The organism is Ruegeria sp. YKSD179, from assembly GCF_059612885.1.
Map to the genome: position 1 here is coordinate 123,360 of NZ_JBXWRL010000006.1, position 26,444 is coordinate 149,803.

Annotated in this window: 28 protein-coding genes; 11 read left to right on the forward strand and 17 right to left on the reverse strand. The window is 52.4% G+C overall.

Annotated elements, in window-relative coordinates:
• The first annotated feature begins 151 nt into the window (after positions 1-151).
• A complete protein-coding gene (locus tag AC2FNE_RS05525) occupies positions 152-1,372 on the forward strand; it encodes a bifunctional alpha/beta hydrolase/OsmC family protein (protein ID WP_496804927.1) in 1,221 nt (406 codons plus the stop codon).
• 12 nt (positions 1,373-1,384) lie between these two features.
• Here AC2FNE_RS05525 and AC2FNE_RS05530 read toward each other — a convergent pair whose 3' ends face one another.
• From AC2FNE_RS05530 to AC2FNE_RS05550, 5 genes are all read right to left on the reverse strand, one after another.
• Positions 1,385-1,723: a hypothetical protein gene (locus AC2FNE_RS05530; RefSeq protein WP_170472782.1), complete on the reverse strand. Its 339-nt coding sequence runs from the start codon at positions 1,721-1,723 to the stop codon at positions 1,385-1,387.
• Positions 1,724-1,733: 10 nt separating this feature from the next.
• Positions 1,734-2,423 carry a hypothetical protein gene (locus AC2FNE_RS05535; protein WP_254442494.1) on the reverse strand — a complete coding sequence of 230 codons (690 nt, stop codon included), beginning with the start codon at positions 2,421-2,423 and terminating at the stop codon, positions 1,734-1,736.
• Between the two features lie 11 nt (positions 2,424-2,434).
• Positions 2,435-3,022: a biotin transporter BioY gene (locus AC2FNE_RS05540; protein WP_170605179.1), complete on the reverse strand. Its 588-nt coding sequence runs from the start codon at positions 3,020-3,022 to the stop codon at positions 2,435-2,437.
• A gap of 77 nt (positions 3,023-3,099) precedes the next feature.
• Positions 3,100-3,522, reverse strand: coding sequence for a DUF6314 family protein (locus tag AC2FNE_RS05545; RefSeq protein ID WP_170605177.1), 423 nt, complete (start codon positions 3,520-3,522; stop codon positions 3,100-3,102).
• Positions 3,522-3,851 (reverse strand): hypothetical protein, encoded by a 330-nt coding sequence (locus AC2FNE_RS05550; RefSeq protein ID WP_170605175.1) that lies wholly within the window; start codon positions 3,849-3,851, stop codon positions 3,522-3,524. The genes AC2FNE_RS05545 and AC2FNE_RS05550 overlap by 1 nt, the downstream gene beginning before the upstream one ends.
• 89 nt (positions 3,852-3,940) lie before the next feature.
• Here AC2FNE_RS05550 and purB point away from each other — a divergent pair, with 89 nt between their 5' ends.
• The 4 genes from purB to AC2FNE_RS05570 all read left to right on the forward strand — a co-directional run bounded on the left by purB (position 3,941) and on the right by AC2FNE_RS05570 (position 8,363).
• The gene (purB, locus tag AC2FNE_RS05555; protein ID WP_496804928.1) at positions 3,941-5,245 is read left to right on the forward strand and encodes an adenylosuccinate lyase; all 1,305 of its coding nucleotides are present in this window, start codon (positions 3,941-3,943) and stop codon (positions 5,243-5,245) included.
• Positions 5,246-5,622: 377 nt separating this feature from the next.
• On the forward strand, positions 5,623-6,162 hold the full coding sequence (locus AC2FNE_RS05560) for a tetratricopeptide repeat protein (RefSeq protein ID WP_170472793.1): 540 nt from the start codon (positions 5,623-5,625) through the stop codon (positions 6,160-6,162).
• 68 nt (positions 6,163-6,230) lie between these two features.
• Positions 6,231-7,328 (forward strand): flagellar motor switch protein FliG, encoded by a 1,098-nt coding sequence (locus tag AC2FNE_RS05565; protein WP_254442493.1) that lies wholly within the window; start codon positions 6,231-6,233, stop codon positions 7,326-7,328.
• A 111-nt stretch (positions 7,329-7,439) separates the two neighbouring features.
• The gene (locus AC2FNE_RS05570) at positions 7,440-8,363 is read left to right on the forward strand and encodes a lysophospholipid acyltransferase family protein (RefSeq protein WP_170605174.1); all 924 of its coding nucleotides are present in this window, start codon (positions 7,440-7,442) and stop codon (positions 8,361-8,363) included.
• A 24-nt stretch (positions 8,364-8,387) separates the two neighbouring features.
• On the opposite strand, the gene AC2FNE_RS05575 is transcribed toward AC2FNE_RS05570, so the two are convergent.
• Positions 8,388-9,089 carry a DUF1223 domain-containing protein gene (locus tag AC2FNE_RS05575; RefSeq protein ID WP_170605172.1) on the reverse strand — a complete coding sequence of 234 codons (702 nt, stop codon included), beginning with the start codon at positions 9,087-9,089 and terminating at the stop codon, positions 8,388-8,390.
• Between the two features lie 226 nt (positions 9,090-9,315).
• Between AC2FNE_RS05575 and acnA the strand changes: the two genes are divergently transcribed.
• The 4 genes from acnA to AC2FNE_RS05595 all read left to right on the forward strand — a co-directional run bounded on the left by acnA (position 9,316) and on the right by AC2FNE_RS05595 (position 15,358).
• Positions 9,316-12,006 (forward strand): aconitate hydratase AcnA, encoded by a 2,691-nt coding sequence (acnA, locus tag AC2FNE_RS05580; protein ID WP_496804929.1) that lies wholly within the window; start codon positions 9,316-9,318, stop codon positions 12,004-12,006.
• Positions 12,007-12,127: 121 nt separating this feature from the next.
• Positions 12,128-13,630 carry a BCCT family transporter gene (locus AC2FNE_RS05585; RefSeq protein ID WP_170605168.1) on the forward strand — a complete coding sequence of 501 codons (1,503 nt, stop codon included), beginning with the start codon at positions 12,128-12,130 and terminating at the stop codon, positions 13,628-13,630.
• A gap of 158 nt (positions 13,631-13,788) precedes the next feature.
• Positions 13,789-14,490 (forward strand): SDR family NAD(P)-dependent oxidoreductase, encoded by a 702-nt coding sequence (locus AC2FNE_RS05590; RefSeq protein ID WP_170605166.1) that lies wholly within the window; start codon positions 13,789-13,791, stop codon positions 14,488-14,490.
• 67 nt (positions 14,491-14,557) lie between these two features.
• On the forward strand, positions 14,558-15,358 hold the full coding sequence (locus AC2FNE_RS05595) for a methyltransferase domain-containing protein (RefSeq protein WP_170605164.1): 801 nt from the start codon (positions 14,558-14,560) through the stop codon (positions 15,356-15,358).
• Positions 15,359-15,785: 427 nt separating this feature from the next.
• Here AC2FNE_RS05595 and AC2FNE_RS05600 read toward each other — a convergent pair whose 3' ends face one another.
• The 11 genes from AC2FNE_RS05600 to yajC form a co-directional block, all read right to left on the reverse strand.
• Complete coding sequence (locus AC2FNE_RS05600) at positions 15,786-16,700, reverse strand: glycosyltransferase family 32 protein (protein ID WP_496804930.1); 915 nt, start codon at positions 16,698-16,700, stop codon at positions 15,786-15,788.
• Positions 16,701-16,990: 290 nt separating this feature from the next.
• Positions 16,991-17,524, reverse strand: coding sequence for a DsbE family thiol:disulfide interchange protein (locus AC2FNE_RS05605; RefSeq protein ID WP_170605160.1), 534 nt, complete (start codon positions 17,522-17,524; stop codon positions 16,991-16,993).
• Positions 17,517-17,675, reverse strand: a complete 159-nt coding sequence (gene ccmD, locus AC2FNE_RS05610) for a heme exporter protein CcmD (protein ID WP_170472810.1) — start codon at positions 17,673-17,675, stop codon at positions 17,517-17,519. The genes AC2FNE_RS05605 and ccmD overlap by 8 nt, the downstream gene beginning before the upstream one ends.
• Positions 17,672-18,445, reverse strand: a complete 774-nt coding sequence (locus AC2FNE_RS05615) for a heme ABC transporter permease (protein ID WP_170605158.1) — start codon at positions 18,443-18,445, stop codon at positions 17,672-17,674. The genes ccmD and AC2FNE_RS05615 overlap by 4 nt, the downstream gene beginning before the upstream one ends.
• Before the next feature lie 61 nt (positions 18,446-18,506).
• Positions 18,507-19,163, reverse strand: coding sequence for a heme exporter protein CcmB (gene ccmB, locus AC2FNE_RS05620; RefSeq protein WP_170605157.1), 657 nt, complete (start codon positions 19,161-19,163; stop codon positions 18,507-18,509).
• Positions 19,160-19,774, reverse strand: a complete 615-nt coding sequence (gene ccmA, locus AC2FNE_RS05625) for a heme ABC exporter ATP-binding protein CcmA (RefSeq protein ID WP_170605155.1) — start codon at positions 19,772-19,774, stop codon at positions 19,160-19,162. Before ccmA ends, ccmB begins: the two co-directional genes overlap by 4 nt.
• A gap of 131 nt (positions 19,775-19,905) precedes the next feature.
• A complete protein-coding gene (locus tag AC2FNE_RS05630) occupies positions 19,906-20,259 on the reverse strand; it encodes an Mth938-like domain-containing protein (RefSeq protein WP_496804931.1) in 354 nt (117 codons plus the stop codon).
• Between the two features lie 9 nt (positions 20,260-20,268).
• A complete protein-coding gene (locus tag AC2FNE_RS05635) occupies positions 20,269-21,021 on the reverse strand; it encodes a sulfite exporter TauE/SafE family protein (protein WP_496804932.1) in 753 nt (250 codons plus the stop codon).
• A complete protein-coding gene (gene secF, locus AC2FNE_RS05640) occupies positions 21,008-21,976 on the reverse strand; it encodes a protein translocase subunit SecF (RefSeq protein WP_170472824.1) in 969 nt (322 codons plus the stop codon). The genes AC2FNE_RS05635 and secF overlap by 14 nt, the downstream gene beginning before the upstream one ends.
• 1 nt (position 21,977) lies before the next feature.
• The gene (gene secD / locus AC2FNE_RS05645; RefSeq protein WP_170472827.1) at positions 21,978-23,639 is read right to left on the reverse strand and encodes a protein translocase subunit SecD; all 1,662 of its coding nucleotides are present in this window, start codon (positions 23,637-23,639) and stop codon (positions 21,978-21,980) included.
• 33 nt (positions 23,640-23,672) lie between these two features.
• Positions 23,673-23,957: a preprotein translocase subunit YajC gene (yajC, locus tag AC2FNE_RS05650; protein WP_170472830.1), complete on the reverse strand. Its 285-nt coding sequence runs from the start codon at positions 23,955-23,957 to the stop codon at positions 23,673-23,675.
• Between the two features lie 202 nt (positions 23,958-24,159).
• On the opposite strand from yajC, the gene AC2FNE_RS05655 reads away from it, so the two are divergent.
• Together AC2FNE_RS05655 and AC2FNE_RS05660 are read left to right on the forward strand one after the other, a co-directional pair.
• Positions 24,160-25,821 (forward strand): mechanosensitive ion channel family protein, encoded by a 1,662-nt coding sequence (locus tag AC2FNE_RS05655; protein WP_496804933.1) that lies wholly within the window; start codon positions 24,160-24,162, stop codon positions 25,819-25,821.
• An 86-nt stretch (positions 25,822-25,907) separates the two neighbouring features.
• Positions 25,908-26,444: serine--tRNA ligase (locus AC2FNE_RS05660; protein WP_496804934.1), on the forward strand; the 537-nt coding region annotated here is incomplete at its 3' end.

A 26,444-nucleotide genomic window follows, 5' to 3' on the forward strand; every position in this document is an offset into this window, starting at 1 on the left:
CCGCGATTACATTGTTTTCGCTTGAGCGATTTGAAGCATGTTCCACTTTCACTCACATGCTCACCTTACCGTGACGCTTCTGACACATGGGTTGAGACAGAACGTTGATGCACACAGTATTGGAGGACCCTAAGTAGCTGAAGGAGCCGCCATGCCCACGGAACGCATCACCTTTGCCGGACATGACGGCAGCCAACTTGCAGCGCGACTTGATTTGCCTGATGGGCCCGTACTGGCAACCGCTCTATTCGCTCATTGCTTTACCTGTTCCAAAGACATTCCGGCCGCAAGGCGAATTTCTGCGCGGCTTGCGGCAATGGGAATTGCGGTTTTGCGCTTTGACTTCACCGGCCTTGGCCATTCCGGTGGAGAATTCGCCAATACAACCTTTACCTCGAACGTCGAGGATTTGATCGCAGCAGCTAAATACTTAACCGGGAGGAAAATGGCACCTGCCTTGCTGATCGGCCACTCGCTCGGCGGTGCTGCCGTTCTTAGGGCTCGCGCGGACATCCCGTCAGTCAAGGCGGTCGTTACATTGGGCGCTCCGGCTGATCCCAGTCATGTCTCGCACCATTTCGAAGATGCGCTGCCCGATATTCAACGACAAGGGGCAGCAGAGGTGACACTTGGCGGTCGTCCGTTTCGTATCGGCAAAGCATTTGTTGACGATATTTCAGAAACAGCCCTAATTCCCGCAATCGCCGACCTTCGTGCCGCGTTGCTGATCCTCCACGCACCACGGGACGAAACCGTCAGTATCAACAACGCCAGCACGATTTATCTGGCGGCCAAACATCCGAAGAGTTTTGTAACGCTAGATGACGCCGATCACCTGATCACTCGCGCGGCGGACGCGGAATACGCTGCTGATGTCATCGCTGCATGGGTCTCACGATACGTTGAACTGAACCCTCCGGCCCCGCCTCCTGGCGCACCCGAAGGAGTAGTACGCGTGACTGAGGCAGACCCAGAAGGATTCCTGCAAGATATTCAATCCGGTCCGCGACATCATGCGGTGGCCGATGAACCGATCTCTTACGGCGGAACAGACCGAGGAATGTCGCCTTATGGCTTTGTATCTTCGGGGTTGGGGGCATGCACGTCGATGACGATCCGAATGTATGCGCGTCGCAAGGGTTGGCCTCTGAACGGAATAACCGTCGATGTCTGCCACAACAAAGTTCACGCTCAGGACGCAGGGCTGGCCAGCGAAGGCAAAGTGGATCACTTCCGCCGCAAAATCAGGCTTTCCGGGCCATTATCCAAGGACCAACAAGCCAAATTGCTGGAAATCGCCGACAAATGCCCTGTCCACCGCACACTGGAAGGTTCCGCTCACATCACGACCGAGCTTTTGCCTTCTGGGTAAGCACCCGAGTATTCAACGTCGCGGTGCGGGACGGTGTATCGGTGGTCTGGCTGTCGGCGGTCTTGCAGCAGGTGGGCGCGGACGCGATGGCGGTTTACCAGCCGGAGGTTTAGGGCGGTCTGGTCTGGTCGGCCTATCAGGCCGGTCGGGTCTATCCGGACGGTCCGGTCGGTCGACATCAATGTCGACATCGACATCGCGCCGATAGTAGTCATTCCAAAGCATTGAGTCATAATACGGATCGTACCCGTACCCCACTCCAACCGTTACACCGTCGCATGCCGACAGGGTAAGTGCCGTTGCCCCAAGGCCAAATGCCAGCAAAGTCCGCTTAACAATCTTAAATGTCATAAACTTATCCTCACTGCATCGCTCGGAAAGAGTCGAATACCGCGTTCAGGTCTTCGACGTAGGCAGGATCAGCGCCATCCTGCAAAACCGCTACCGCTACGGCTACACGGCCTCGTGGAAGGTCAATTACAGTTGCTGTAAAGTTCACCCCGCGCCCATCCCTACGACCGGTTCCGCGAAACACCTGCGCCGGCAATCCTCCAATCGATTGCCTGACGCTTTCAGTTAGCTTCGCGTCCTTGACCAGAAATTTGTCAATGTCCTGCAAGTATTGAACACCGTCCTCAATTGTCTCTACCCCGTCGGGTGAGACGAAGCCCATCCAGACCGCATCATCCGTAACTGGGCGCATACCCATCACACGCGCAACCGCTCGAGGATCGCCAACATTCGTATCCTCAATACTCCGAGGTCCGCCGACACGAAGAGCCCAGAAATCGGGAACAACAAATCGGAACAACTTTTGACCACGATCAGTATACGTGACGGGGGTATCTGAAGCCGCGGGAAGCGCACAGCCAAACCAAACCGCGAGACAGATGAAAAATATCTTTGAAAACAAAACGCGCATATCAAAATAACCTGATGATTTCCACCATATCAGGTTGGCCTGTACGAACTGGGTTTGTCCAGCTTCGCTTTGGCCAAAAACGACAAACCCGCGCCGGGGTTCCTCCTGACGCGGGTTAAAGTTTGGCAAAACTTGGCTGGTTAAGTGCGGGCGCTACCCACAAGTTTCCAGAGGGCGGGCACCAACAACGCCGCCATAGCCAGTTTGATCGCATCCCCAATAAGGAAAGGTGTCAAACCCCATTCCAGAATCGGTTTGTCCCAGCCGTAAAGCTGGCCAAGCCACAAGAGGCCCGGTACATAAATGACCACATTTGCCAAAAACAGTGCTAATGCCAGCTTCCCAACCGAGCGGTCCCAACCACGTGCGGCCAACGCGCCCAGCAGGATTGTCGCAAGAAGGTACCCAACCAGATAACCGCCAGTGCCACCCATCATATAGGTCAGGCCAAATTTTTCAGCCGAAGAACCGGCAAAAACATCAAAGCCAAGCGCACCAATCAGCAGATAACCTACCATTGTGATCAGACCCAAACGGGCGCCATACGCGGTACCAATGGTCAGAACGGCAAAAGTGCCCATTGTTATCGGAACCGGCCACATGGGAACCTTGATTTTTGCGGCAATGGCAAGCGCCAAAATACCCAGGGCAACCAAGGCAACTTGTTTGAGACGCAGCGCAGTTCCCTCACGCGGGCCGATTGCTTCGACCAGAACATTCGCACTCATTTTCATTTTTCTCCGTGTTCGGACTTTTTGCGGCTGCAGAAATGCCCGTTTCGGGCCTCGGCTGCAAGATGATTACGCTATCGTAACCTATATTTGGTGTCCATCTCATAGGATTTTCGTGGTCCGGAAACAATCCATCTAACTGACCATACTGGCCAAGCCGAAAAATCATAAGCCGCATCATAGCTGTCAGGTGGACAATCGTGATGGTCAGAGGCATTTGGCAGACCTAAGTTCAGCGAATGAAAATACCGACCGTCGTCAAATTGGATTTCGATGTTATCCCCGATTGCTCGCCAAAGATATCGCCGGGTACCTTTCATTTCCTTCTGACCGGGGATTCGCAGGATAACCTCTTCATCATAGATTAGCCCGTTACCATCAGGGCGCAGGTGTGCGGTTCCATCTGCCTCGACGACCTGCCCAGCCTTTGCGTCGCGTATGGTGCGGAACAGTATCCATTCACCAGCAAAATCGGAAATTTTACCTGGCAAAATCACTATTCGAAGACTCCGTCGGTGGCGCCACCCCGGTCATCAACAAATCGTATGGTCTGGCCGGCTTGGAGCACATCGTAACAAACCCACAAATCCGATGGTGGCCACAATGAACAATATTGATCCTCGCGCACTGTCCAACGACCAGAGGACGGCTGCCCAAAAAAATATTGGGTCAACATCGTTTCATCAAAAATCTGCCAGGCTCCCTCACCGTAATTTAGCTTTTGTCCGGAAAGCACTGACAGAATCTCGTCACCTGTTAGAGTTTTAAATTCTTCTGCCCCCAACCAACTGGGCACAAGACCCAAAATCAGGGCAAACCGTCTCATCTTTGCACTCACGCCTTGTTCCTTTGGCTGAGCGGGTTTAAACCCCGCCGCATCGCCTCATGCCAAAACACAATAAGGTGCCGCTGCCAATGATTCCACGTTATTCCCGCCCCGATATGGTTGCCATTTGGTCGCCGGAAACCAAGTTCCAGATTTGGTACGAAATCGAGGCTCACGCATGTGACGCCATGGCAGATTTGGGTGTTATTCCGCGCGAAAACGCCGAAACAGTGTGGAAGGCAAAGGATGTTGATTTCGACGTCGCCCGCATTGACGAGATCGAGGCTGTGACCAAACACGACGTCATCGCTTTTCTTACCCACTTAGCCGAACACATCGGCAGCGAAGAAGCCCGTTTCGTGCATCAGGGTATGACCAGTTCCGATGTTTTGGACACATGCTTCAACGTGCAATTGACCCGTGCCGCAGACATACTCATTGCCGATCTTGAAGGATTATTGACCGCGCTGAAATGTCGTGCTTACGAACACAAGGAAACTGTACGCATTGGCCGCAGCCACGGTATTCACGCCGAACCCACAACAATGGGTCTGACCTTCGCTCGGTTTTACGCCGAGATGGATCGCAACTTGTCCCGCATGCGCGATGCTCGTGCCGAGATCGCCACCGGCGCAATCAGCGGCGCGGTTGGGACCTTTGCCAATATCGACCCGCGTGTCGAAGAACATGTCTGCGACCAGCTAGGTCTGGTGCCCGAGCCAATCAGTACTCAGATAATCCCGCGCGACCGCCACGCTGCCTTCTTTGCCACACTAGGCGTCATCGCCAGCAGCATCGAGAACATCGCCATCGAAATCCGCCATATGCAGCGAACCGAGGTACTCGAGGCCGAAGAGTTCTTCTCAAAGGGTCAAAAAGGTTCGTCCGCGATGCCGCACAAACGCAACCCGGTTCTGACCGAAAACCTGACCGGTCTGGCGCGACTGGTACGTATGGCTGTGGTTCCCGCCATGGAAAACGTGGCGTTGTGGCATGAACGCGATATCAGCCATAGCTCGGTCGAGCGAAACATCGGCCCCGATGCCACCATCACGCTGGATTTCGCACTGTCGCGGCTGACTAGCGTCGTAGACAAGCTGGTTATCTATCCTGAGAACATGATGGCCAACATGAACAAGTTTCGTGGTTTGGTCATGAGCCAGCGTGTTCTATTGGCCCTTACCCAAGCCGGCGTCAGCAGAGAAGATGCTTATCGCCTTGTCCAGCGTAACGCCATGAAGGTTTGGGAAGAAGGCAAGGACTTCAAAACCGAATTGCTGGGCGATGCCGAAGTCACTGCTGCGCTCACCAAAGAAGAGATCGAAGAAAAGTTCGATTTGGGTTACCACACCAAACACGTCGATACGATATTCGAACGCGTTTTCGGAGAATAACATCTGAATTCAATTTGTTCTGGAAAGGCTCTGCCCGTGTTTCGGACCCGGGTTGAGTTTCTTTGCCTGAATCGCTGTTTTCAGCTATGGTGCTCATGGATTTCCTAATGGGAGAAACGCAATGATCCGCGCCCTACTCTGCAGCTTCGCGCTGCTTGTCACAGCATCAGCCGGATTGGCATGCACTGGCCATGCAAGTCAAAATCAGTCCTGCGCACCCGGTACAATTTGGGACAGCGAAGCTCAAACTTGCGTGAAACTGGTCAACAGCTGACGAAAAGTTTCCTACTCGTGAATAATATGGGGCGGTTCGACGTTAGATTTTTCGAAGACCGCGCTATTGTTATGTCGAGCAGCCTAGAAAACGGAGTAGGAAAATGCGTCTCGTACTAGCTTCTGCAATCGCATTCCAAGCGTTTGCCTTTGCCCCAATCGTGCATGCCGCGGGTGGCGACAGTAATCCTCCAAAGCCCACCAATACGACAAAGAAATGCCTATTTGGTCGAGTCTACGACGAAGCCGCGGGACGGTGCGTAAAGCCAAACAGAACAAACTTTACAGATGATCAACTATACGACGCGGTTCGGGAATTGGCCTACGACGGTCAGTTCGAGCACGCGCAGGAAATTCTTCGCATAATGGATCAGGATGACGACCGCGTTCTAACCTATTGGGGCTTTACCTACCGAAAATTAGGTGAACTTGAGCTTGCGAACGTCTTTTACGAAAACGCAATCTCAACCAACCCCAATAACATTCTGGCGCGCAGCTACATGGGCCAGGGGTTTGTTACCGAAGGAAAGACAGATCAGGCCATTGAACAGTGGCGCGAAATCAAGGCTCGTGGTGGTGAAGGAACCTGGGCTGAGGTTTCACTACGCGAAGCGATTAGCACCGGCTTGACTTACAATTACTAGGCTTCAGGGTTTCTTTACCCGACTCTCCTTATTCTGCCTGGGACTTAAGATATTGGCATGGCAGGCATATGCAGGACCCTCAGGCACTGATACAGATGACGCCTGGCGCGCAAGCGCCAGTCGTAGACACAATTGATGAACCGGCACGGGTTGTCCCGCGCGCATTGTCCAATAAAGAAAAGGCCGCAGTTATCGTTCGGCTTCTACTGAACGAAGGGGCAGACATCCCGCTCGAAGAACTGCCGGATGCATTACAAGAAAAACTCACGCATCAATTGGGCCGAATGGGGCTTGTTGACCGTGTGACTTTGGCGGCTGTAGCCGGCGAATTTGCAGACGCACTTGACAGCGTTGGGTTGTCTTTTCCACATGGATTGGCCGGTGCTCTGGATGCCGTGAACGGTAAAATAGCGCCCTCAACAGCGGCCCGTTTACGCAAGGTGGCCGGTGTCAGGCAGGTCGGCGACCCTTGGGAGCGTTTGCGCGAAGTTCCGGCCCAAGACCTAGCAAAAATGGCTCAAGCCGAAAGTACCGAGGTGGCTGCCGTAATGCTTTCTAAATTGGAGACTGCGAAGGCTGCTCAACTGTTGGGCAATTTACCTGGCCCAGTCGCGCGCAGGATTACTTACGCAGTATCAAAAACGGCGAATGTCACCCCCGAAGCCGTCGAACGCATCGGATGGTCACTGGCGGCCCAACTGGATCAACTTCCGATCCCAGCATTTCAGGACGAACCCGGCGAACGTATTGGGGCGATTCTGAACCGATCGGCAGCCACGACCAGAGACGGACTATTGACGGCACTTGACGAAGAAGACGCAGACTTCGCAACGGTTGTCCGCCAGTCGATCTTTACATTTGCTCATATCCCAGAGCGTATTATGTCCCGCGACGTTCAGGCCATTTTGCGTGAAGTGGAACAACCCGTTCTTGTGAACGCCCTTGCCGGTGCGACAAGTGGTGAAGATCGAGCAGCCGCAGATTTCATTTTGAAAAGTATTTCCTCGCGAATGGCTGACAGCTTGCGCGACGAAATGGAAGAGCGCGGACGCGTTAAACAACCTGAAGCGGAAGAAGCAATGTCCCAGATTGTCGGAGCGATCCGGACTTTGCAGGACGCAGGCGCATTAACTCTGGTCGAACAGGAAGATAGCGACGAACCGTAACGTATAAGGTTGAAATTTCTGTGCATTCATCTGGCTTGGGCGGGTACTTGAGATCGAAAGGTCGCAGTAGTATGAGTGATCCGGCATCTCACAGATTCCGGTTAGACGTCCATGCCAGCCAAAAAGTCCAAGCTAAGTCGTTTCGAGCTTGGGAAATACTATCTTGCTAATCTTTTTCTTAGGGGCGTCATTGGTGGAATGCGTCTGCTACCTTACGAGCGACGGATCGCCACGATGGGCGCGATCGTGCGCGGGCTCGCTCCGATTGTCGGATTCCGCGCCCGCGTGCGTCGTAATCTAAAACTCACGCGCCCTGACCTTCCCGAGGACGAGATCAACCGTATTTGCCATGCGGTTCCAGACAACGCTGGGCGCGCAATTATGGAGCATTTTTCACCAGAGGATTTCATTGCTCGGCAGAGCACGGCTAAGGTTTCAGGCGAAGGGGTCGGGTCATTTGATACCGCCGTCGCTGAGGGAAAGCCGGTAATGATGATAACGGCTCATTTTGGACATTACCTTGCGGCTCGCATTGCCCTGCAACACAGAAGCGGTCAGCCAATTGGTTGTCTGTATCGCCGTATGGCCAATCCGTATTTCAACGACATGTACGTCGAAGCTTTCTATGAAACCGGTTCGCCCATGTTTGAACAGGGACGCAGAGGTATGGTCGAAATGGTCCGCACCTTGAAGAGCGGCGGAATTATCGCCATTGTGTCCGATCTGCACGCAATAGGCGGTGAAGAGCTGACTTTTTTCGGCAAACCGGCGGTGACATCCGTTCTGAACGCGGAACTGGCTTTAAAGTACAAAGCCGTAATGATCCCTTGCTATGCCGTGCGTCAACCCAACGGAATCGATTTCGAAATCGTACTACACGAGCCGGTCCCACATTCTGATCCCAAGACAATGACACAATATACCAACGACGATCTTGAGGTCATGGTTCGCAAACATATGGGACAATGGTTCTGGATACACCGTCGCTGGAAAGCCTGGAAAGGTCTTGGCGTTCAACCAGAGGATATGCCCTGATCGCAGGCTTGCGATCGCAATAGTTTATTTGACACGAGTTGCCGCGACTATCGGGCCATGACCAGCCTTCTGCACCAGCACAACGGCCGGTAGGTCAAGTGGCAATGATACTCGGAAATTTTCAGGTGTACTGCCGTTCCATTGACCGGCAAATTGCCAGTTTTCGACTACATTTGCGTAATCCAGTTCGTGACCCGCCAATTCTCCGCGGCGGATAGACGCGTGTCGTAGAGGGGAATATTGAACAACAAGTATGTCGTACGCTTCGCCTTCGGGCAATTCGATCGGGTTTACTTCCACATCTATTTCGTTGCCAGAACGATTGGCTTTGACCTGGGCTTCGGGATCAGAGGTCAAATGCAAGTCAATGATCCGATCCAAATCCCTCGATTTAGCGCCGACAACATCATGCTGCCCATTAATCACCATCTGAGGAGTGTAGATCATTGATCGCCCGCCTTGGCGCGCGTAGGCTCTCTGGCGCAGTGCGTGGTCTGGATTAGCGTATTCGTCCTTCCACCCAATGTAGTCCCAGTAGTCCACGTGCAAGGCCAGACCAATTACATCTTCACGCTTGGCTAATTCGTGCATGATGCGATCAGCCGGAGGACAGGACGAACATCCCTGCGACGTAAACAATTCGACCACGACCGGATCATCGTCAGCAATGGCCAAAGCGGCGATGGACACAGAAAGAGCAGTTCCTAATAAGGAAGATTTGAACATTGAATCATCTCTAACTGACAGAGTGTCCTGAGTGTTTAGTCCGGAAATATTCAAATCACCAATCAAGGTTTCTTGAGACCTTATTCGTTCAAATCGGCAAAAATGTGTGCAATGGTATACAAAAATTGCCGCACCCTGCCTCTTGGACCTTGAACCAAAGCCGCTGGTAATGCAGATAGCCCTCAGCGAATCCCAAAATCCACGTCATTTGAGAGGGAGGCCACAGATGCCCATCAAAGTCGGACAGGATACCGCCAAGACACGCCGCAGCCTGAGCGTGAATGGTAAGTCCATTTCCTATTACTCGATCCCCGCCGCACAAGAGGCCGGTCTGGGCGATTTCTCGAAGTTGCCAGCAGCGCTTAAAGTGGTGCTGGAAAACATGCTTCGGTTCGAAGACAACGGCTTTTCAGTCTCGGTTGATGACATAAAAGCCTTTGGTGAATGGGGAGCGAACGGTGGCAAGAACCCACGCGAGATTGCGTATCGCCCTGCCCGTGTTCTTATGCAGGATTTTACAGGTGTGCCTGCTGTGGTCGATTTGGCAGCCATGCGTGACGGCATCAAGGGGCTAGGCGGCGATGCGCAAAAGATCAACCCGCTGAACCCGGTTGATCTTGTCATCGACCATTCAGTCATGATCGATGAGTTTGGTAACCCGCGCGCTTTTCAGATGAACGTCGACCGTGAGTACGAACGTAATATGGAGCGCTATCAGTTCCTCAAATGGGGCCAAAACGCATTCAATAATTTCCGCGTTGTGCCCCCCGGAACCGGAATTTGCCACCAGGTGAACCTGGAATATTTGGCGCAGACTGTCTGGACTGATACTGACCAGGATGGAGAAGAAGTCGCCTACCCTGACACGCTTGTCGGCACCGACAGCCATACCACTATGGTCAACGGTATGGCCGTTCTGGGTTGGGGTGTCGGCGGCATCGAGGCCGAAGCCGCGATGTTGGGTCAACCGATCTCGATGCTGATCCCGGAAGTTATCGGCTTTGAACTGACTGGCGAACTGGTCGAAGGCACAACAGGCACCGACTTGGTTCTCAAAGTTGTCGAGATGTTGCGAGAAAAAGGCGTCGTGGGCAAATTCGTCGAATTCTATGGCGAAGGCCTCGATCGCCTCCCATTGGCAGATCGCGCAACCATCGCCAACATGGCACCTGAATACGGCGCAACCTGCGGCTTTTTCCCGATCGATAATGAAACGCTGCGCTATCTGCGCAATACTGGTCGTGACGAAGACCGCATTGCGCTGGTCGAGGCGTATGCGAAAGAAAACGGTTTCTGGCGCGGCGCTGACTATGCACCTGTCTACACCGACACACTGTCGCTGGACATGGGTTCAATTGTTCCCGCGATCTCTGGTCCGAAACGTCCTCAGGACTATGTTGCCCTGACAGATGCCAAAGCTGCATTTACGCGTGAGATGGAGCAGACCTTCAAACGTCCGATGGGCAAAGAAGTCGCCGTCAAAGGCGAAGATTACACCATGGAATCGGGCAAGGTCGTGATCGCCTCGATCACATCATGCACAAACACATCGAACCCTTACGTAATGATCGGCGCGGGCCTAGTGGCGCGTAAGGCCGCCGAACTGGGTCTGAACCGCAAGCCTTGGGTTAAGACCTCGCTGGCGCCGGGTTCGCAGGTTGTGTCAGCTTATCTTGAGGCCGCCGGCCTGCAAGAAGATCTGGACAAAATTGGCTTCAACCTGGTGGGCTATGGATGCACAACATGCATTGGTAACTCGGGCCCGATACAGCAGGAAATCTCGGAGGCAATTGCCGAAGGCGATTTGGTCGCCACCTCGGTTCTGTCGGGCAACCGAAACTTCGAAGGCCGTATTTCACCGGATGTTCGGGCAAACTATCTCGCCTCGCCGCCTCTGGTCGTGGTTTACGCTCTGGCCGGAACCCTCGATATTGACTTGACTTCAGAACCGATCGGTCAGGACAAAGACGGCAACGATGTTTACATGAAAGACATTTGGCCCTCGAGCCAGGAAGTCGCCGAGCTGGTCGAACAGACTGTGACACGCGAAGCGTTCCAATCGAAATATGCCGACGTCTTTAAAGGCGACGAAAAGTGGCAAGACGTCGAGGTCCCTCAGCAGGAGACCTATGATTGGCCTCCAACATCGACTTACATTCAGAACCCGCCTTACTTCCAAGGTATGGGTGCGGAACCCGGTACAATCTCAAACATCGAAGGCGCGAAGGTTCTGCTTATCCTTGGTGATATGATCACAACCGACCACATCTCGCCTGCTGGGTCGTTTGCGACAACAACCCCCGCGGGTAAGTATCTGACTGATCGACAAGTTCAGCCGCGTGAGTTCAACTCGTATGGCTCTCGCAGAGGTAATCACGAGATCATGATGCGCGGCACCTTCGCAAATATCCGCGTAAAGAACGAGATGCTGGACGGCGTTGAAGGTGGCTATACAAAAGGCCCAGATGGACAACAAACATCGGTGTACGAAGCGTCGATGGCCTATCAGGAACAAGGCACCCCGCTGGTCGTGTTTGGTGGTGAGCAGTACGGCGCAGGCTCCTCGCGTGACTGGGCCGCCAAAGGTACCGCTTTGCTAGGTGTAAAAGCCGTTATCGCCGAAAGTTTTGAACGTATCCACCGTTCGAATCTGGTTGGCATGGGCGTTATCCCCTTCGAGTTCACCGGAGGCGATACCCGTAAGACATTGGGTTTGAAAGGGGACGAAACCGTATCGATCGACGGTCTGGACTCGGTTGAACCGCTTCAGGAAGTACCCTGCACAATCGTCTACGGTGACGGAACTGAAAAGACCATCACATTGAAATGCCGCATCGATACAGCGCCCGAGATCGAGTACATCGAGAATGGCGGCGTTCTTCAATACGTTCTGCGGAACTTGGCAAAAGCATCGTAAATCGAACGCAAAACAAGCTGATAGAACCCCCGGCCAAACGGCCGGGGGTTTTTTGTTTTCTGGCCATTCATTCGAAATTCTGAAACTGTTTGGTTCAGGCTCAGTGCGAAAGAACAAAGTCATGAAACAACCCAACGCCCTGCTTGTTTGTTCGTTGAGTGTAATCGCGGTAATCGGGATTTGGGGCGTTGTTGATATTCAGAGTTTGGTGATCTGGGCAAGTGGCATAGTTCAGCAAACCTTCCACAGCAGAGGTTGGTTTGTGATGCTCGCAGCCTCGGGTATGCTGATTGGCTGCCTTGTTCTGGCCTTTTCTCCCTATGGCAACATTCGCCTTGGTCGGGATGATGAAGAACCAGAGTTCTCAACCGTCACTTGGATTTCGATGCTGTTTTCTGCTGGCATGGGTGTCGGATTGTTGTTTTGGGCCGTGGCAGAGCCTTTGACCCACTTCAATTTCATTTCGGGCATGGCGCCGGACTTTCTGGCCGCTCAGCAGGCAATGCTTGCAACGAATTTTCACTGGGGGTTGCATGCTTGGGCTATATACGGCTCTACCGCATTGACGATCGCTTACTTCAGCTTTCGTCGCGGCACCGGAATGATGGTCAGCGCACCCATTAAAAGCTTGTTTCCCGGTGAGCGATGGGCCGAGCGTGTCGGATGGCTGTCCGACTTCATGGCCATCGTGGCAATTGCGATCGGTGTCGGTGGTTCGATGGCCATGGGCGTTTTCCAGGTAGCAGACGGTATCGCTGTACTAGGTGGAAGCGACACGGTCGGGGCCGTACTGATTGGCTTGGTTTTCGCAGCCATGGTCGCAGCCTACATACCGGCGCTTCTCATCGATCTGGGTCAGGGTATGGCACGCCTTTCAAACGCTGCAATGTTAATTGCCATCAGCCTTGTGGCATACACGGTGGTCCTTGGCCCGACAGAATATTTATTGAACACGGTGGTCCAGGGGTTTGGTGATTACGTTACAAATGTCATTCCAAGGGGCTTTCAAACCTTCACCTTCTTTGGCGACGATGTTGCCAAGTGGTTCAGCGATTGGACCCTAACGTATATGGTCTGGTGGATAGCGTGGGGTCCATTTGTTGGCGTATTCGTCGCCCGCATCTCTCGGGGCAGGACCATCCGTGAGTTCGTTATTGGGGTGCTGTTCGCCCCTACTTTATTTTCTATTCTATGGTTTGGAGCATTCGGCGGCATTGGACTGTTCGAGGCCCTTAACGGCGCGGGTGAGCTTTTGTTACTGACCCAATCAAATATCGAACGTGTCACGTTCGCGCTTCTCGAACGGTTGCCACTTTCCCTGATCACCACGTTGGCGACGGTACTTGCCGCGTTTCTTTTCATAGTGACAAGCGTTGTAAGCGCAGCCTTCGTTCTGGGGACTTTCTCTTCGGGAGGGGACGAAAACCCGCCTCCAAGGGTTCGCCTGATATGGGGGGCACTGCTAGGACTATTGAGTGTTGCAATGATCCTTTCAGGCTCAGTCGACTCGGTAAAAATTTTAATCTCGCTTGGGGCTTTGCCCTTTGTGTTCATCTCGGTACTGCTGATGGTTTGCCTTTTCCGAGCATTAAGGGAGGAAGGAAAAAGCAATGCTAATCGGTGATCTTACCGACACTTTGATGAATCTGGTCACTTTTGCTTTCATCGCAGCAATGATTTGGATTTTGGTGCGCAGATAACGAACAGCAAGCGCCTACACAGTGCTGCCTTTCAACAAAATCAGCATTGAACAACGCTGAAATTGCCGATCTTGTGAGCGCCATGGATAAAGTAGCATTGATAACTGGCGGCGCGCGTGGGATCGGGCGCGCGATTGTAGAGAACCTGAGTCGAGATCACCAAATTGCGTTTACTTGGCTGGCAACCGAACCGTCAGCAGAGTTGAAGCAATGCAGCACCCTATCGGTTCAATCTGACCTAAGAGAAAACGGCGAACCGGCACGCGTCATTCAAAAAGTCATTTCCCGTTTTGGGCGTCTGGACGCGATTGTGAATAATGCTGGCCTTGTACGCTCGACACCCAAAGACACATTCGTTGCGGAGGATCACACAGCAATATTGAATCTCAACCTTTTGGCACCAGCAGCACTGCTGGCGGCGGCCCTGCCCCATCTGAACACTGGGGCATCAATTGTCAGCATCTCTTCCATGAATGCAACGTTGCCCCCTCGGGACGCTGCTACGTACGGCGCCAGCAAAGCCGCGCTCAATCTGTGGACCCGCGCAATGGCCAAAGAATTGGGCCCTGCGGGCATAAGGGTCAACGCTGTCGCACCCGGCGCGATAAACATCCCGGAAGCACCGCGTTCCGACGACCTGACGGAGATTTTCGTCAAAGACACTGCCCTGGGCCGCATAGGCACTCCCGAAGAAATAGCCAAAGTGGTGCGATTCTTGGTCTCTGATGACGCGGGATTTATTACTGGGGAAGTTTTGAGCGTGACAGGTGGTTATAGACTATGAAAGTCTTTTTTTGGACGAGAGCGCATTGCGGCCCTAAATATCAAAAAGGGTCGAACAGGAAGGCGTTGTGGACCGTTTTTCGTTAAGCAAATTCAAGGGCCACTCGGTCGACGCTGACACCCGCGCATATATAGCGGCGCTTGAGGCCTTTGATAGTGCTGTCCAAATTCAGGAACTAAAACAACTCGAACAAAAAAGCCTCGCGCTGCCGCAGGCCCCAAAAGTTCTGGATGTCGGCTGTGGATTTGGGTTGGAAACACTCAGAATTGCACGACGCCTTGCATCCTCAGCTAAAGTTTGCGGGCTTGATGTCAGCGCCAATTTCTTGGCGGAAGCTAAGCGGCGATCCAATGAGGCCGGCTTAAAAATCGCTTTTGAAAAGGGTGATGCGCAGCGGTTGCCGTTTGCTGACAACTCCTTTGATTATGTGCGAGCGGAGCGCGTCCTGATTTACCTTAAAGATCCCGAATTGGCGTTGCATGAAATTCAACGAGTCGCCTCCGACGGTGCCTGTCTCGCGGTAATCGAGCCCGATTTTTCCTCTACAAACATCAACCATCCCGACCGCAAATTGGCCCGAAAGATTTTAACATATGAGGTCGAGACCGCCGTTGAACACAATGCCTTACCCGGAACAATTGATGCTTCACTACGGGACCTGCCGAATTATTCCATTGCAACCCGCGTTGTGATCATGCCGCAAGAATTGGCGTACGGGTATTTCGACAGTGCCGGAAAAAAGGCTCTCGCCGCAGGAGCCGTGACAGGCTCCGAATTGACCCGCTGGTCAGAAGGATTAGAAGCCCTCGCCCGCGAGCAATGTGTTTTTGGAACTGTTGGTTATTTCTTATTCACCGCGCGCGCCTAAGTGTGCCCAAGCTGTTTCAAAATACGCCGTAGGGAAGTTCCGAAATTTACGATAACAGCAACAACTTCACTTTTGTCCGAATACCTTCGGAAGACTGCTGACCAGCCAAGTTCCCTCATCCGCAGCTAAAAGAGTGAATCGCAAAAGCCCTGTCAATGAAAGCAGGAGGACTACTCTTCGACTATACTAGAAACCGGAAGGTAGAACCGGTGGCTCCTTGCTGTGTAACGCAAATTGGTTCAAGCGCAATTCACGACAAAAGAAATTAAATTCTTTTCAGAAGGTCACATGATTAATCTAAAGTGACAAACAAAGATATTGGACATAAAAATCACATTTCTGACTTTGGTGGTGAACCATTCATTTCGGTATTGAAGTTTTTTCGTATAGAGGAGCAGCCGCGAAACGCCGCCGCGACGAGCCTCAGTCAACCCTCTCTTCTCTGTCTATATCTGTGGAGTGTCTTCAGCAGTTTGACTATCGGTTGACTTAGAAAAAACATAGCTCGCGTATGCAAAGGAACCGAAACAATTGGCGAATTTAATTTTGAATAGTGGCGTCGAGTAAATAATTGTTGATGTCCACCCGTGCTGTTTTCCGGGCCGATTGCGCAATAGATCAACCCGACAGCCAAGTGATCCGCTTCTAATCTGTGGGGATGATCCTCCAGAATGGGATAGATCGCTTCAGTGTAAGCAATCGGACCAGTCAAATTGAAGACACCCCAAGAACCATAGTCGTGAACAACTGGATTATAGCACTCAATGTTGTTGCAAACGTTGTTGATGACTGCCTTCAGGAAAGGGTGACCCGGAGCACAAATAATATACCACTGTTGAAGTTCACCGATTGGATTTGAGATACCCGGGTGCTGCCCAAGCATAATTTTCGGCCATGAGCGCGGCCAGTGTGATAAGATGAAGCGATCAGATGGTTGAACCAGATCACTCAAAGGTTCTGAAGCGCTTGATTTTATATCTAAATATGCCCCTCCTTCCCTGTACATCACCAAGTATCGAAAAAAGTCGGCGCGTGCGGCTCCATATCGGTGGTCAATTTTTTGATAATACTCGAGAAGCTCGGGAAAATACTTTTGAATGTACTTTTCAATTTCAGTGTCATCGTAGAATCGGTATTCCCAGTCCGGGTTTTGTTCTTCTAAATTTTGTACGTTGGCTTTCAGCTCCTCCGGGAAATCAGGAGCATCCGGCCGCTTAAAGTATGTCTGATGAATTATCTTTGGGATGGTCTCGCCTAGTTTTCGATCCCTCACAAAGACTTGATCCGTCTGGTTGTTTAGTGAGTTTCGTAACTCAATTGCAGCATCGATAAGAAACTTCATACTTTACCCTTTGAACAAAAAACGAACGATGCTTGATTAGTTTAGCATTCAAGATTTTTTCTCATGCAAGGTTTTTTTGCCCGCGACACGATTGTAACCCGCCTTGAGGGAGATGTTTCAGAACAAATTATTCGGGGTTGGTGCAACTTGTCGTGTTTCAAGCCATCCGCAATCTAACAAAGGTCTCGTTATCAATCGTTCTGATAGCGTGCAATCGGCCTAGCGCACTTGCGTTGGTCAGGGATAATGATCAGTCGCGCCTTCTCGTCCAAGAAGCCCACGCAACCAAGTCAGTTGGCCTGTTCCAACGCAGGCCGGATAGTGCTTTCGATCACACGCTGAGTGATTGGCCCTGCAAAGCGCAAAACAATTGTGCCTTCACCGTCAACTACATAGGTTTCCGGGACGCCATAAAGGCCCCAGTCCAACGCCATGCGACCCTGCTCGTCCCGTCCTATGGCTTCGTATGGGTCGCCCAGCTCGGTCAGGAAAGCCTCGGCATTGGTTAAATTATCCTTGTAGTTGATCCCATAGACTGGAACGCCTTCCTCAGACAGTGCTTCGAGGTTTGGGTGCTCAGCGCGACATGGCGCGCACCAGCTGGCCCAATAGTTGACCAGCTTTACCTCTCCGTCACGCAAAGTCGCATCGTCGAACAGCGGCTTTCCGGGAAATTCGACCAGAGCAACGGGCGGAGCAGGCTGGCCTTCGCGCGCAGATGGCAAAGCATCAGGGTCATCGCGGAACATTCCAATTCCAGCTAATACAGCAAAGGCAGCAAAAATTAGAGGCGGCGCAATCATCAAAGGAGAGATTTTAGCCATCGCGCGACATCCTTTGCTCGACACTCTTCAATTCAGTCCGCACCCTTCGACCGCGCATCACACTCAACACAACCAACGCGACCAAAAGGACGATAGAAATCCCATAAGCCGAAAGAACGGTTTCAGTGTACTTGCCTAAATCAGGGATCATGCATTTGCCCTTTCCCGCGCCAACAACGCCTTGATCCGGCGCGCGCGAATTTCAGTACACGTGCGATATAAGACCAACGCGATGAATAGCAAAACGAACCCGACAATACACACCATCAAAGGGAAAAAGTAGATGTTGCTGACTTTCTCTTCAGTGTCCGATCCTGTAACGGCAGCGACCCGCATAACTGACGCGCCCTGATGCAGGCCTTGGTTCCAAAAATTCACCGCATAACGGCTTAGGATAGCGAAAACAGATCCCACCAGACACAAAACCGAAGTCAGGTCGGCTGCTGTGTCCGGATCTTCTATCGCCTCCCATAAGGCCACATATCCAAGGTAAAATAAAAACAGGATTAGAAACGACGTCAGACGCGGATCCCAAGCCCACCAGCTACCCCACATGGGTTGCCCCCAGATTGCGCCGGTTACCAAGGCCATAAGCGTAAAAACTATTCCTACCGGAGCCGCAGCACGAGCCGCCAAAGCACTTACGTGATGGCGCCGTACAAGCCAAATGAGCGAGGCCGCCAACATCATTAGCCAGCAGTTGATTGCCATCAACGCCGAAGGCACATGCAAATAGATGATCTTTACGGTTGAGCCTTGTTTGTAGTCATCCGGTGTGAAAAAGAACCCCCAGACCAACCCCACGACCAAACACGTTGTTGAAGCCAACCAAAAAAAAGGCAGCAATCGCTCGCTTGTTGCAAGAAACTTGCGCGGGTTAGCGTATTCCCACAGTGAATTGGCTTTGGCTGTGATCGTCATGGGGCTTATTTAGTCCGTATCAGAGTCGTTCTCAATTGACCTCAGTCAAAGTTGTGGCGCTTCATCGCAGGTTGATCCTTAATACTGCTGCGCTGGCAAAGGGCAGTAACGCAATTGTGGCCGTCGTAATTCCTGCCAGCATTAATAGCGGCGTCTCTAATTCCGTCCCAGTCGCTCCTCGTCGGGCAACCTCGGCACCGAAAATAAGCGTTGGGACGTATAGTGGCAAAACCAAAAGAGACAAAAGCAGTCCGCCTCGTTTCAGTCCAACTGTGATGGCTGCACCAAATGTCCCGATCACACTCAAGGCCGGAGTACCAATCAGCAATGATACAACTAACCAAGTAAAACCAGTTTCCGGCAAATTGAGCATTACACCAAGCAATGGCGCCACCAAGACTAAGGGTAAACCGGTCGTCATCCAATGCGCCAATGATTTGACTGCCACAACTGCCTCCAAGGGAAGAGGCGCAGTAGCCAATAGATCTAACGAGCCATCTTCCCAGTCTAGCGCCAGCAGTCGATCAAGCGACAACAGGCACGCAAGTAACGCCCCTAGCCACAATACGCCGGGAGCGATAATGGACAACAAGGACGACTGCGGACCGACCGAAAATGGAACAAGTACCGTGACTATAAGAAAGAAAGCTAACCCAAGGCCAAATCCACCGCCAGCGCGAAACGCCAGTTTCAAATCTCGGAGCAACAAGGCAATCATAGAAAGGCCCCGTCAAAGTCTTCGATTGGTCTCGGTTTGACTTTGTTCGAGCTTATGTCCAAAACTTCGGCTTCCAAGCCCAGGTCGATGTGTGTGGCAATTAGCGCCGAACCTCCATGCTTTAGGTGGTCTTCAACAGCTTCAGCGAACATAGTCACGGCATTGCGGTCTAATGAGACTGTGGGTTCATCGAGCATCCAGATAGGACGCCCTGTAACCAACAGTCGTGCAAGTCCCGCACGGCGTTTTTGCCCAGCCGACAAGTTGCCAGCTTGGCGATCTGCCAGCTCATTTAGGTCATATCCATCCAACGCAGGTTGGATGCTGTGCGTTCCGAATACAGACATCCAGAACGAAAGGTTCTCCGCCACAGTCAGGGTCGGCTTTAACCCATCGGCATGCGCAGCATAAGCAATCCGGTCCTCGGCGCCTTGAATTTGGCCAGCCAACGGCGCTTGAAGACCCGCAAGCGTACGCAACAGAGTTGTCTTGCCAATCCCGTTGGGGCCACGCAGAATCAGCGCTTTACCGGGTTCCAAAACAAAGTTCAGCCCTTCCAACAGGGCAAGCCCCCCTCGGGCAATGGCAAGGTCGGTCACGGTCAGAGTCATGACGTCCGATTATCCCATTGCGGTCAGTGGCAAAAGGAGGGATTTGCCGCAGGGAATTTAGACGAGCCATCATGAATGATTTTTGACCCAAACAAAATCTGCAATTTCTAACGGCGATCAAATACGTTCAGTCATGTCGGGATCAGGGCCAGCGCGATGCGACGTCCTTCGGATAGCAGCACGTTGTATGTTCGACAGGCAGCTGGCGAGTTCATGATCTCGACTCCTATGCCAGCGGTTTCCAACGCATGGCGCAAGTCAGCAGGAATATGCGTCAACTCTGCCCCTGTTCCTATCAGTAAAACGTCTACAATTTCGGAAAGGGCCAGCAGCGGGTCCATGTCAGAATAACCACCCCAACCTATAATGCCCTCAGCGCTGGTCAAAATTGATCCCTCGTGGACTTGGCCGCCTATTCGGAAGAAGCCGTGTCCGTAACCGTCAACCGGGGTTGCGTTGTTATAGGTGATTTCATTGAGACGCATGCAAGTCTTCTAGCCCCAAAGCGGCAGACCGAACAAGGCGGTAAACGCAATGACTACGTACGCTGCCATTCTATAAAGCTTTTCTTTTTCCGGATTGAACATCCTGCCGCCTAACCAATTCCCCAACAGGTTCGGGACTGCCAAAACCAACCCCAACAAAAAGACATGCGAGGAGACGCGGCCCATACCGGACAAATATCCGAAAAGAAGGAAATCGAACCCGAATAGAAATAGCAGGATGGTCGCGCGTATTACTTCAACTGGTAAAGGACGGGACATATAGAACAAAATCACGGCCGGACCCGGCAATCCAGCCATACCGCCCAACAAACCTGCAGCGCCACCAATAGCCGCCACCATTGTACGCCCAACCCGACCTGTGAACCGCAGACCAAGCGTCAGGATCACCAACATAGATAGCGACAGAAAACATACGGCATAGCGAAATACTTCGGGTTCGACCCTAGTCAGCAGCCAAAGCCCTAACGGCAGCACCGCTGCGCAGCCGAGCAGCAGCCGCGCCAAATCACCCTTATCGACAACTTTCCACGCGCGGCGAAGATTGGGTAAAGGGCCAAAGACGTCCATAATCGTTAAGGCAAGCAACGCGCCAAACGGACCGAGAAGCGGGGCCGCGAGGGGTAAAAAGACAAGCGCCGTGCCAAAGCCAGAAAACCCCCGCACAATGCCGGCCATAAATGCTGCAATTAGTAGAATAGCCAGCCCACCGGGGGACTGGCCGAGAAAGTCAGGCGTCGACATTCGCGAACTGGTTGCCTGCCGTGTTCGACGGTTTGGACCAGTCGCGCTTAACGCCCAGCCACAACAAGATGGTCGAAGCGACGAATACCGACGAATAGGTGCCCACAATCACGCCCCAGATCATCGCAAAAACAAACCCACGGATCACATCACCGCCCAATACGTACAGCGAAATCAAAGCCAGCAGCGTAGTTACCGACGTCATAACCGTCCGACTCAGCGTTTCGTTTATCGAGATGTTCAGAACCTCTTTGAGGTCCTTCTTTTTGTATTTTCGCAGGTTTTCACGAACACGGTCGAACACGACCACGGTATCGTTGAGCGAGTATCCAACAATGGTCAGCAGCGCGGCGATAATTGCGAGGTCGAAACGTATCTGCAGTTCGGAAAAGATACCGATGGTCAAGATCACGTCATGCACCAAGGCTGCAACCGCGCCCAGCGCAAATTGCCATTCAAAGCGTAGCCAGATGTAAACAAGCACCGCCGCGATGGCCAATGCCACGGCAATGACGGCTGTTTGGATCAATTCGCCTGATACCTTGGGGCCGACGGATTCAACAGATACGAATTGTACGTCCGGCACTGCCCCCCTCAGCGCCTCTTCAACCGCAGTTACAATGGCTGCTGAAACCGCCTCCGCATCCGCTTGCGCCTGAATCCGGATCATGGCCACATTTTCATCTGGACCAAAAGTCGGGTCGAAAATTTCAGTAATCGTTACGTCGCCAAGTTCCAACGGAGCAATTGCCTCGCGGTATACGCCGACATTAACTTCCTCGGCGCTTTGCGTCCGGATGGTTGTGCCGCCCCGGAAATCGATACCAAAATTCAGCCCCTGCAGAAGGAAAGATGTAAACGCAATGACCATCATCAGGCCCGATATGCCCAGCCAGATTTTCCAGCGGCTAAAGAAATCGAACGAGGTATTTTGGGGTACGAGTTTCAGTCTCATGTCAAACCTCGATCATTTTCGGACGGCGCCGTTCGAACCACATTACGATCATCAGGCGGGTTACAAAAATCGCCGTAAAGACCGAAGTCAGAATGCCCAATCCAAGAGTTATTGAGAACCCACGCACCGGACCACTGCCCATCGCAAACAGGATTACAGCCGTGATAAAAGTCGTTACGTTCGCGTCCAGAATTGCAGACAAAGCCTTTTCATAACCCAACTCGATGGCACGTGCCGGACCTTTGGCGGACTTCAACTCTTCTCGGATGCGTTCAAAGATGAGGACATTTGCATCCACCGCCATACCAACCGTCAAAACGATACCTGCAATACCGGGAAGGGTCAGTGTCGCCCCTATCAGAGACAATAAACCAAAGAGCAAGCCGACGTTGATGATCAGCGCTATGTTGGCAAAGATACCGAATAAGCCATAGCTAAGCGCCATGAAAACCAGAACGGCAACAAATGCCACAACGGTGGCCACCTTGCCCGCATCTATGCTGTCCTGCCCCAGTTCGGGGCCAATTGTGCGCTCTTCAAGAAACTCTAATCCGGCTGGCAAAGCGCCTGCCCGTAACAGAACTGCCAAGTTTGTGCTTTCCTCGACCGTAAAGTTTCCGGTGATGATACCCGAGCCGCCCGGAATATGGCTTTGGATCACCGGGGCTGAAATCACCTCTTCATCCAGTACGATTGCAAAGGGGGCACCGATGTTTTCTAGAGTATAATCGCCGAACTTGCGTGCTCCCGACGTATTGAAGCGGAAGCTTACCGCGGGTCGGCCGTTTTGGTCGAATGACGGTTGCGCGTCCACAAGTTCTTCGCCGGTAACGACAGGTGCAGCATCGATTACGTAAAAACGTCCCTCCTCGTCCAACGATGGAACGACCTTTTCCCCGGGACTTACAGTATCTTCCAGACTGTTTGCGGGTCCCACCACCGGGTTGAACGTCAACTGCGCGGTGGTTCCGATGATCTCTTTTAGCTCACCCGCGCTGCCAATGCCCGGCACTTGGATAAGAATTCGATCAGCCCCTTGGCGTTGGATGGTCGGTTCACGTGTTCCGACCTCATCGATCCGGCGGCGCACAATCTCAAGCGATTGACGCACGGTTCGATCATCCGAAGCAAGTCGTTCAGCTTCGGACAGCTGCACGACGACAATGTCGCCCTCGGCGCGGGCTTCAATATCGGTCGCGCCAACCCCCGTAAGCGTCTGAACTTGCCGAGCAAGTCCGCGCACGACTTCCAGAGCGCGTGGCATTCCATCGGGCTGGCTGATACGTACGCGAATCTCGTCCGGGGCAGATGGTTGTTTGCGGATCGTTCCCACGGTTGCGCGCTCCTCGCGCAGAGCGTCCCTAATGTCGGGCCACATTGAATCCATTCGGGATTCGTAAACATCACCCACCTGGACTTCGGCAAGCAAATGCGCACCGCCGCGCAAATCCAAGCCCAGATTGACCAGCGATGAAGGCATCCAATTCGGCCATAGCGCAGCTTCGGCCTGCATCTCAGGCGTATCGACGCCAAGGTCGATCGCTGTCTTTGCGTCGTTTGATTGTTCGACGCGGGTGTAAAACGCATTTGGCAAAGCCAATATCAAGCCGATTACACAAACCAGCCAGATCAGAACCCGCTTCCAGGTATCAATTTGCAGCATTACCCTGCCTTTTTAAGGATTTATCGCGCGAAGTTACTTTGCCGGTTCTGTCTTGTTCAGCACCTGCGCTACGGTTGATTGAACCACGCGCACCTTTACACCCTCGGCAATCTCGACCTCAAGCTCACCATCATCTTTGACCTTGGCGACCTTGCCGATCAAACCGCCTTGGGTCACGATCTGATCTCCACGACGCAAGGCATCAACCATCGCCTTGTGCTCCTTGATTTTCTTCTGCTGCGGCCGGATCAGCAGAAAGTACATTATGCCGAAAATCAGGATCAGCGGGAGAAACTGGGCGATTGCGCCACCTTCCATGGGATATTCCTTTGTTCAGACGATGCGGAACCCTCTCCGCAAATTTGGCGGGAACCTATGCTTTGAATGGGCTGTTTGCAAGCAAAGGCGGCATAGCGGTTTAACAAGACCACCCCACAATACCACAGGATACCGCAAACCGTTGCAGATATGTCCTAGGCACGTCCGCGAACTTAGGTATAGTCTTTGCATGGGGGGACCAATGCCAAATTCGATCAAACCTTTCGTTTTACTATCAAATTTCCTGACTTTGATCGCTTTGGTTTTATGGCTGTGCGCACCGGTTTCGGCGCAAGAAACACCCGTGGAAACCGACGAAGCCGAAGCGACCGAGCTGAACGATTTTATGGCTCCGGTCATTATTGATGGGGAAATCCTTTTTCAACTACGCGGATCAAGCGCCCTACCAGCGTCCGAACGCGCAGAGGGCGTTCAGCAAAAAATCATAGAAGTAGCCGAAGCCTCTGATGCAGCAACGGTAAATATTACTTACGACGAAACCGAGCTCGGCATCTGGATCCTAGTGGATGGCGTCAATGTGTCGATCGTGACCAACGCCGACTCAGACCTGGACCAGATGGAACTCAGTGTTCTCAGCATATTACACGGCAATGCTATCAAAGAATCTATTGAGGCGTATCGCGCCAACAGAACTGAAAAGGCGCGCGTATCTGGCGCTATCGAAGCTATTGGATGGACGATCGGTTTTGCCTTATTCGTAGTGGCAATCCTATGGCTCCACCGTCGGACTAAACGACGCACCCTACGTTTTGTTCGACGCTATTTAAAAGACGTCGAAACAGCGACAGCCGAAACGGTACAGGCCGAAGCAATGGCCGCACTGATCCGATATGGTCTGAACTTCGTTTTACTGGCGATTTTCTTTTTCGGATTCTATTACTACCTGTCGTTCATTCTGCTGGCCTTCGCTGAAACCAGGTACTTTGCACAGCTTTTGCTGACCTATCTGACAGAACCGGTTCTGCAAATCGTAAAAGGTATCATCAGCTATGTTCCCAACCTGATCATGTTGGCACTTATCACTTGGGTAACATTTTATATTATCAGAGGCTTGCGCGTGTTCTTTGACACAGTCGAAGCCGGGACTTTTGACCTAGGTGACTTTGAAAAACATTGGATAAATCCGACTTTTAACATCACCCGAGTTGTGGTGATTTTAATCGCGTTAGTTTTTGCTGTTCCCTATATTCCCGGCTCGGACTCTGCCGCTTTTCAGGGATTGACGATCTTGGTTGGCGCGATGCTTTCGTTGGGCGCAAACTCGGTCGTTTCAAATATGCTTGCCGGGTTATTCGTTATTTATCGCCGCTCAACATCGATAGGAGACCGAATTCAAATAGGAGATCACATTGGCGACGTTGTGCAGATCAAGTTGATGGAAACCCATCTGAAATCGATCAAGAATGAACTGATTTCGATTCCCAATGCGCAGCTAATGAATTCAGATGTCGTCAATTTCTCGAAAAAGACGGACGGTAACGGCCTTTTGCTCCACACAACTGTCGGGATAGGTTATGAAGAGCAGCCTGAAAAAGTCGAAGCCATGTTGGTCGAAGCCGCAAACCGTACCAAGGGGATCAAGGCCAAACCGGAACCGTTTGTGTTATGGACAGCTTTGGCCGACTACGCGATCAACTATCAGATAAACGGGTACACCACTCGTGGCAGTATTATTCCGAAAATCAAATCGGACCTGCATCGCAATATCGTAGCCGTTTTCAATGAAAATAATGTTCAGATCATGACACCGTCCTATATGGCGGATCCGCAAGAACCGAAGATTCCAACAGACGAGTGGGACGGTCACCTGTCCCACGAGAGCCACGAGGAAGCTGAGAAGTAAGCAAGAATTGCCGTGACGGTGCTACACCCTGCCCACCATTTGGTGCATAAGCAGCAGCAGTGATTCACGCATCAAGGATCTAACCAATGCACGACATCCGGGCAATTCGCGAAAACCCAGCCGCATTCGACGCCGCTTTAGCGCGCCGCGGGGATGCGCCTATGTCGTCAGACCTACTGCGGCTCGATGAAAGTCGGCGGGCTAAGATACTGGCAGCAGAAACTGCTCAGGCCGATCAGAACAAAGCCAGTAAAGAGGTTGGCGCTGCCAAAGGCCGAGGTGATGAAGCCGAATTCGAACGTCTGCGCACGTTGGTCGCAGAGAAAAAGGCCGAAGTTGCCCGGATGCAAACCGAGGCCAAGGATCTCGACGCATTGCTGGTCGATCAACTGGCGCGCATCGCCAACCTGCCTGCTGATGACGTTCCGGAAGGTGCGGACGAAGATGACAATGTCGAGGTCAACCGCTGGGGCACCCCGCGTACATTCGATTTCACACCCAAAGAGCACTATGAAATCCCTTCAGTTGCAGCGGCAATGGACTTTGAAACAGCTGCCAAAACCAGCGGCAGCCGGTTTGTAAACCTGTCCAAAGGCGTGGCACGCGTCCATCGCGCGTTGGCC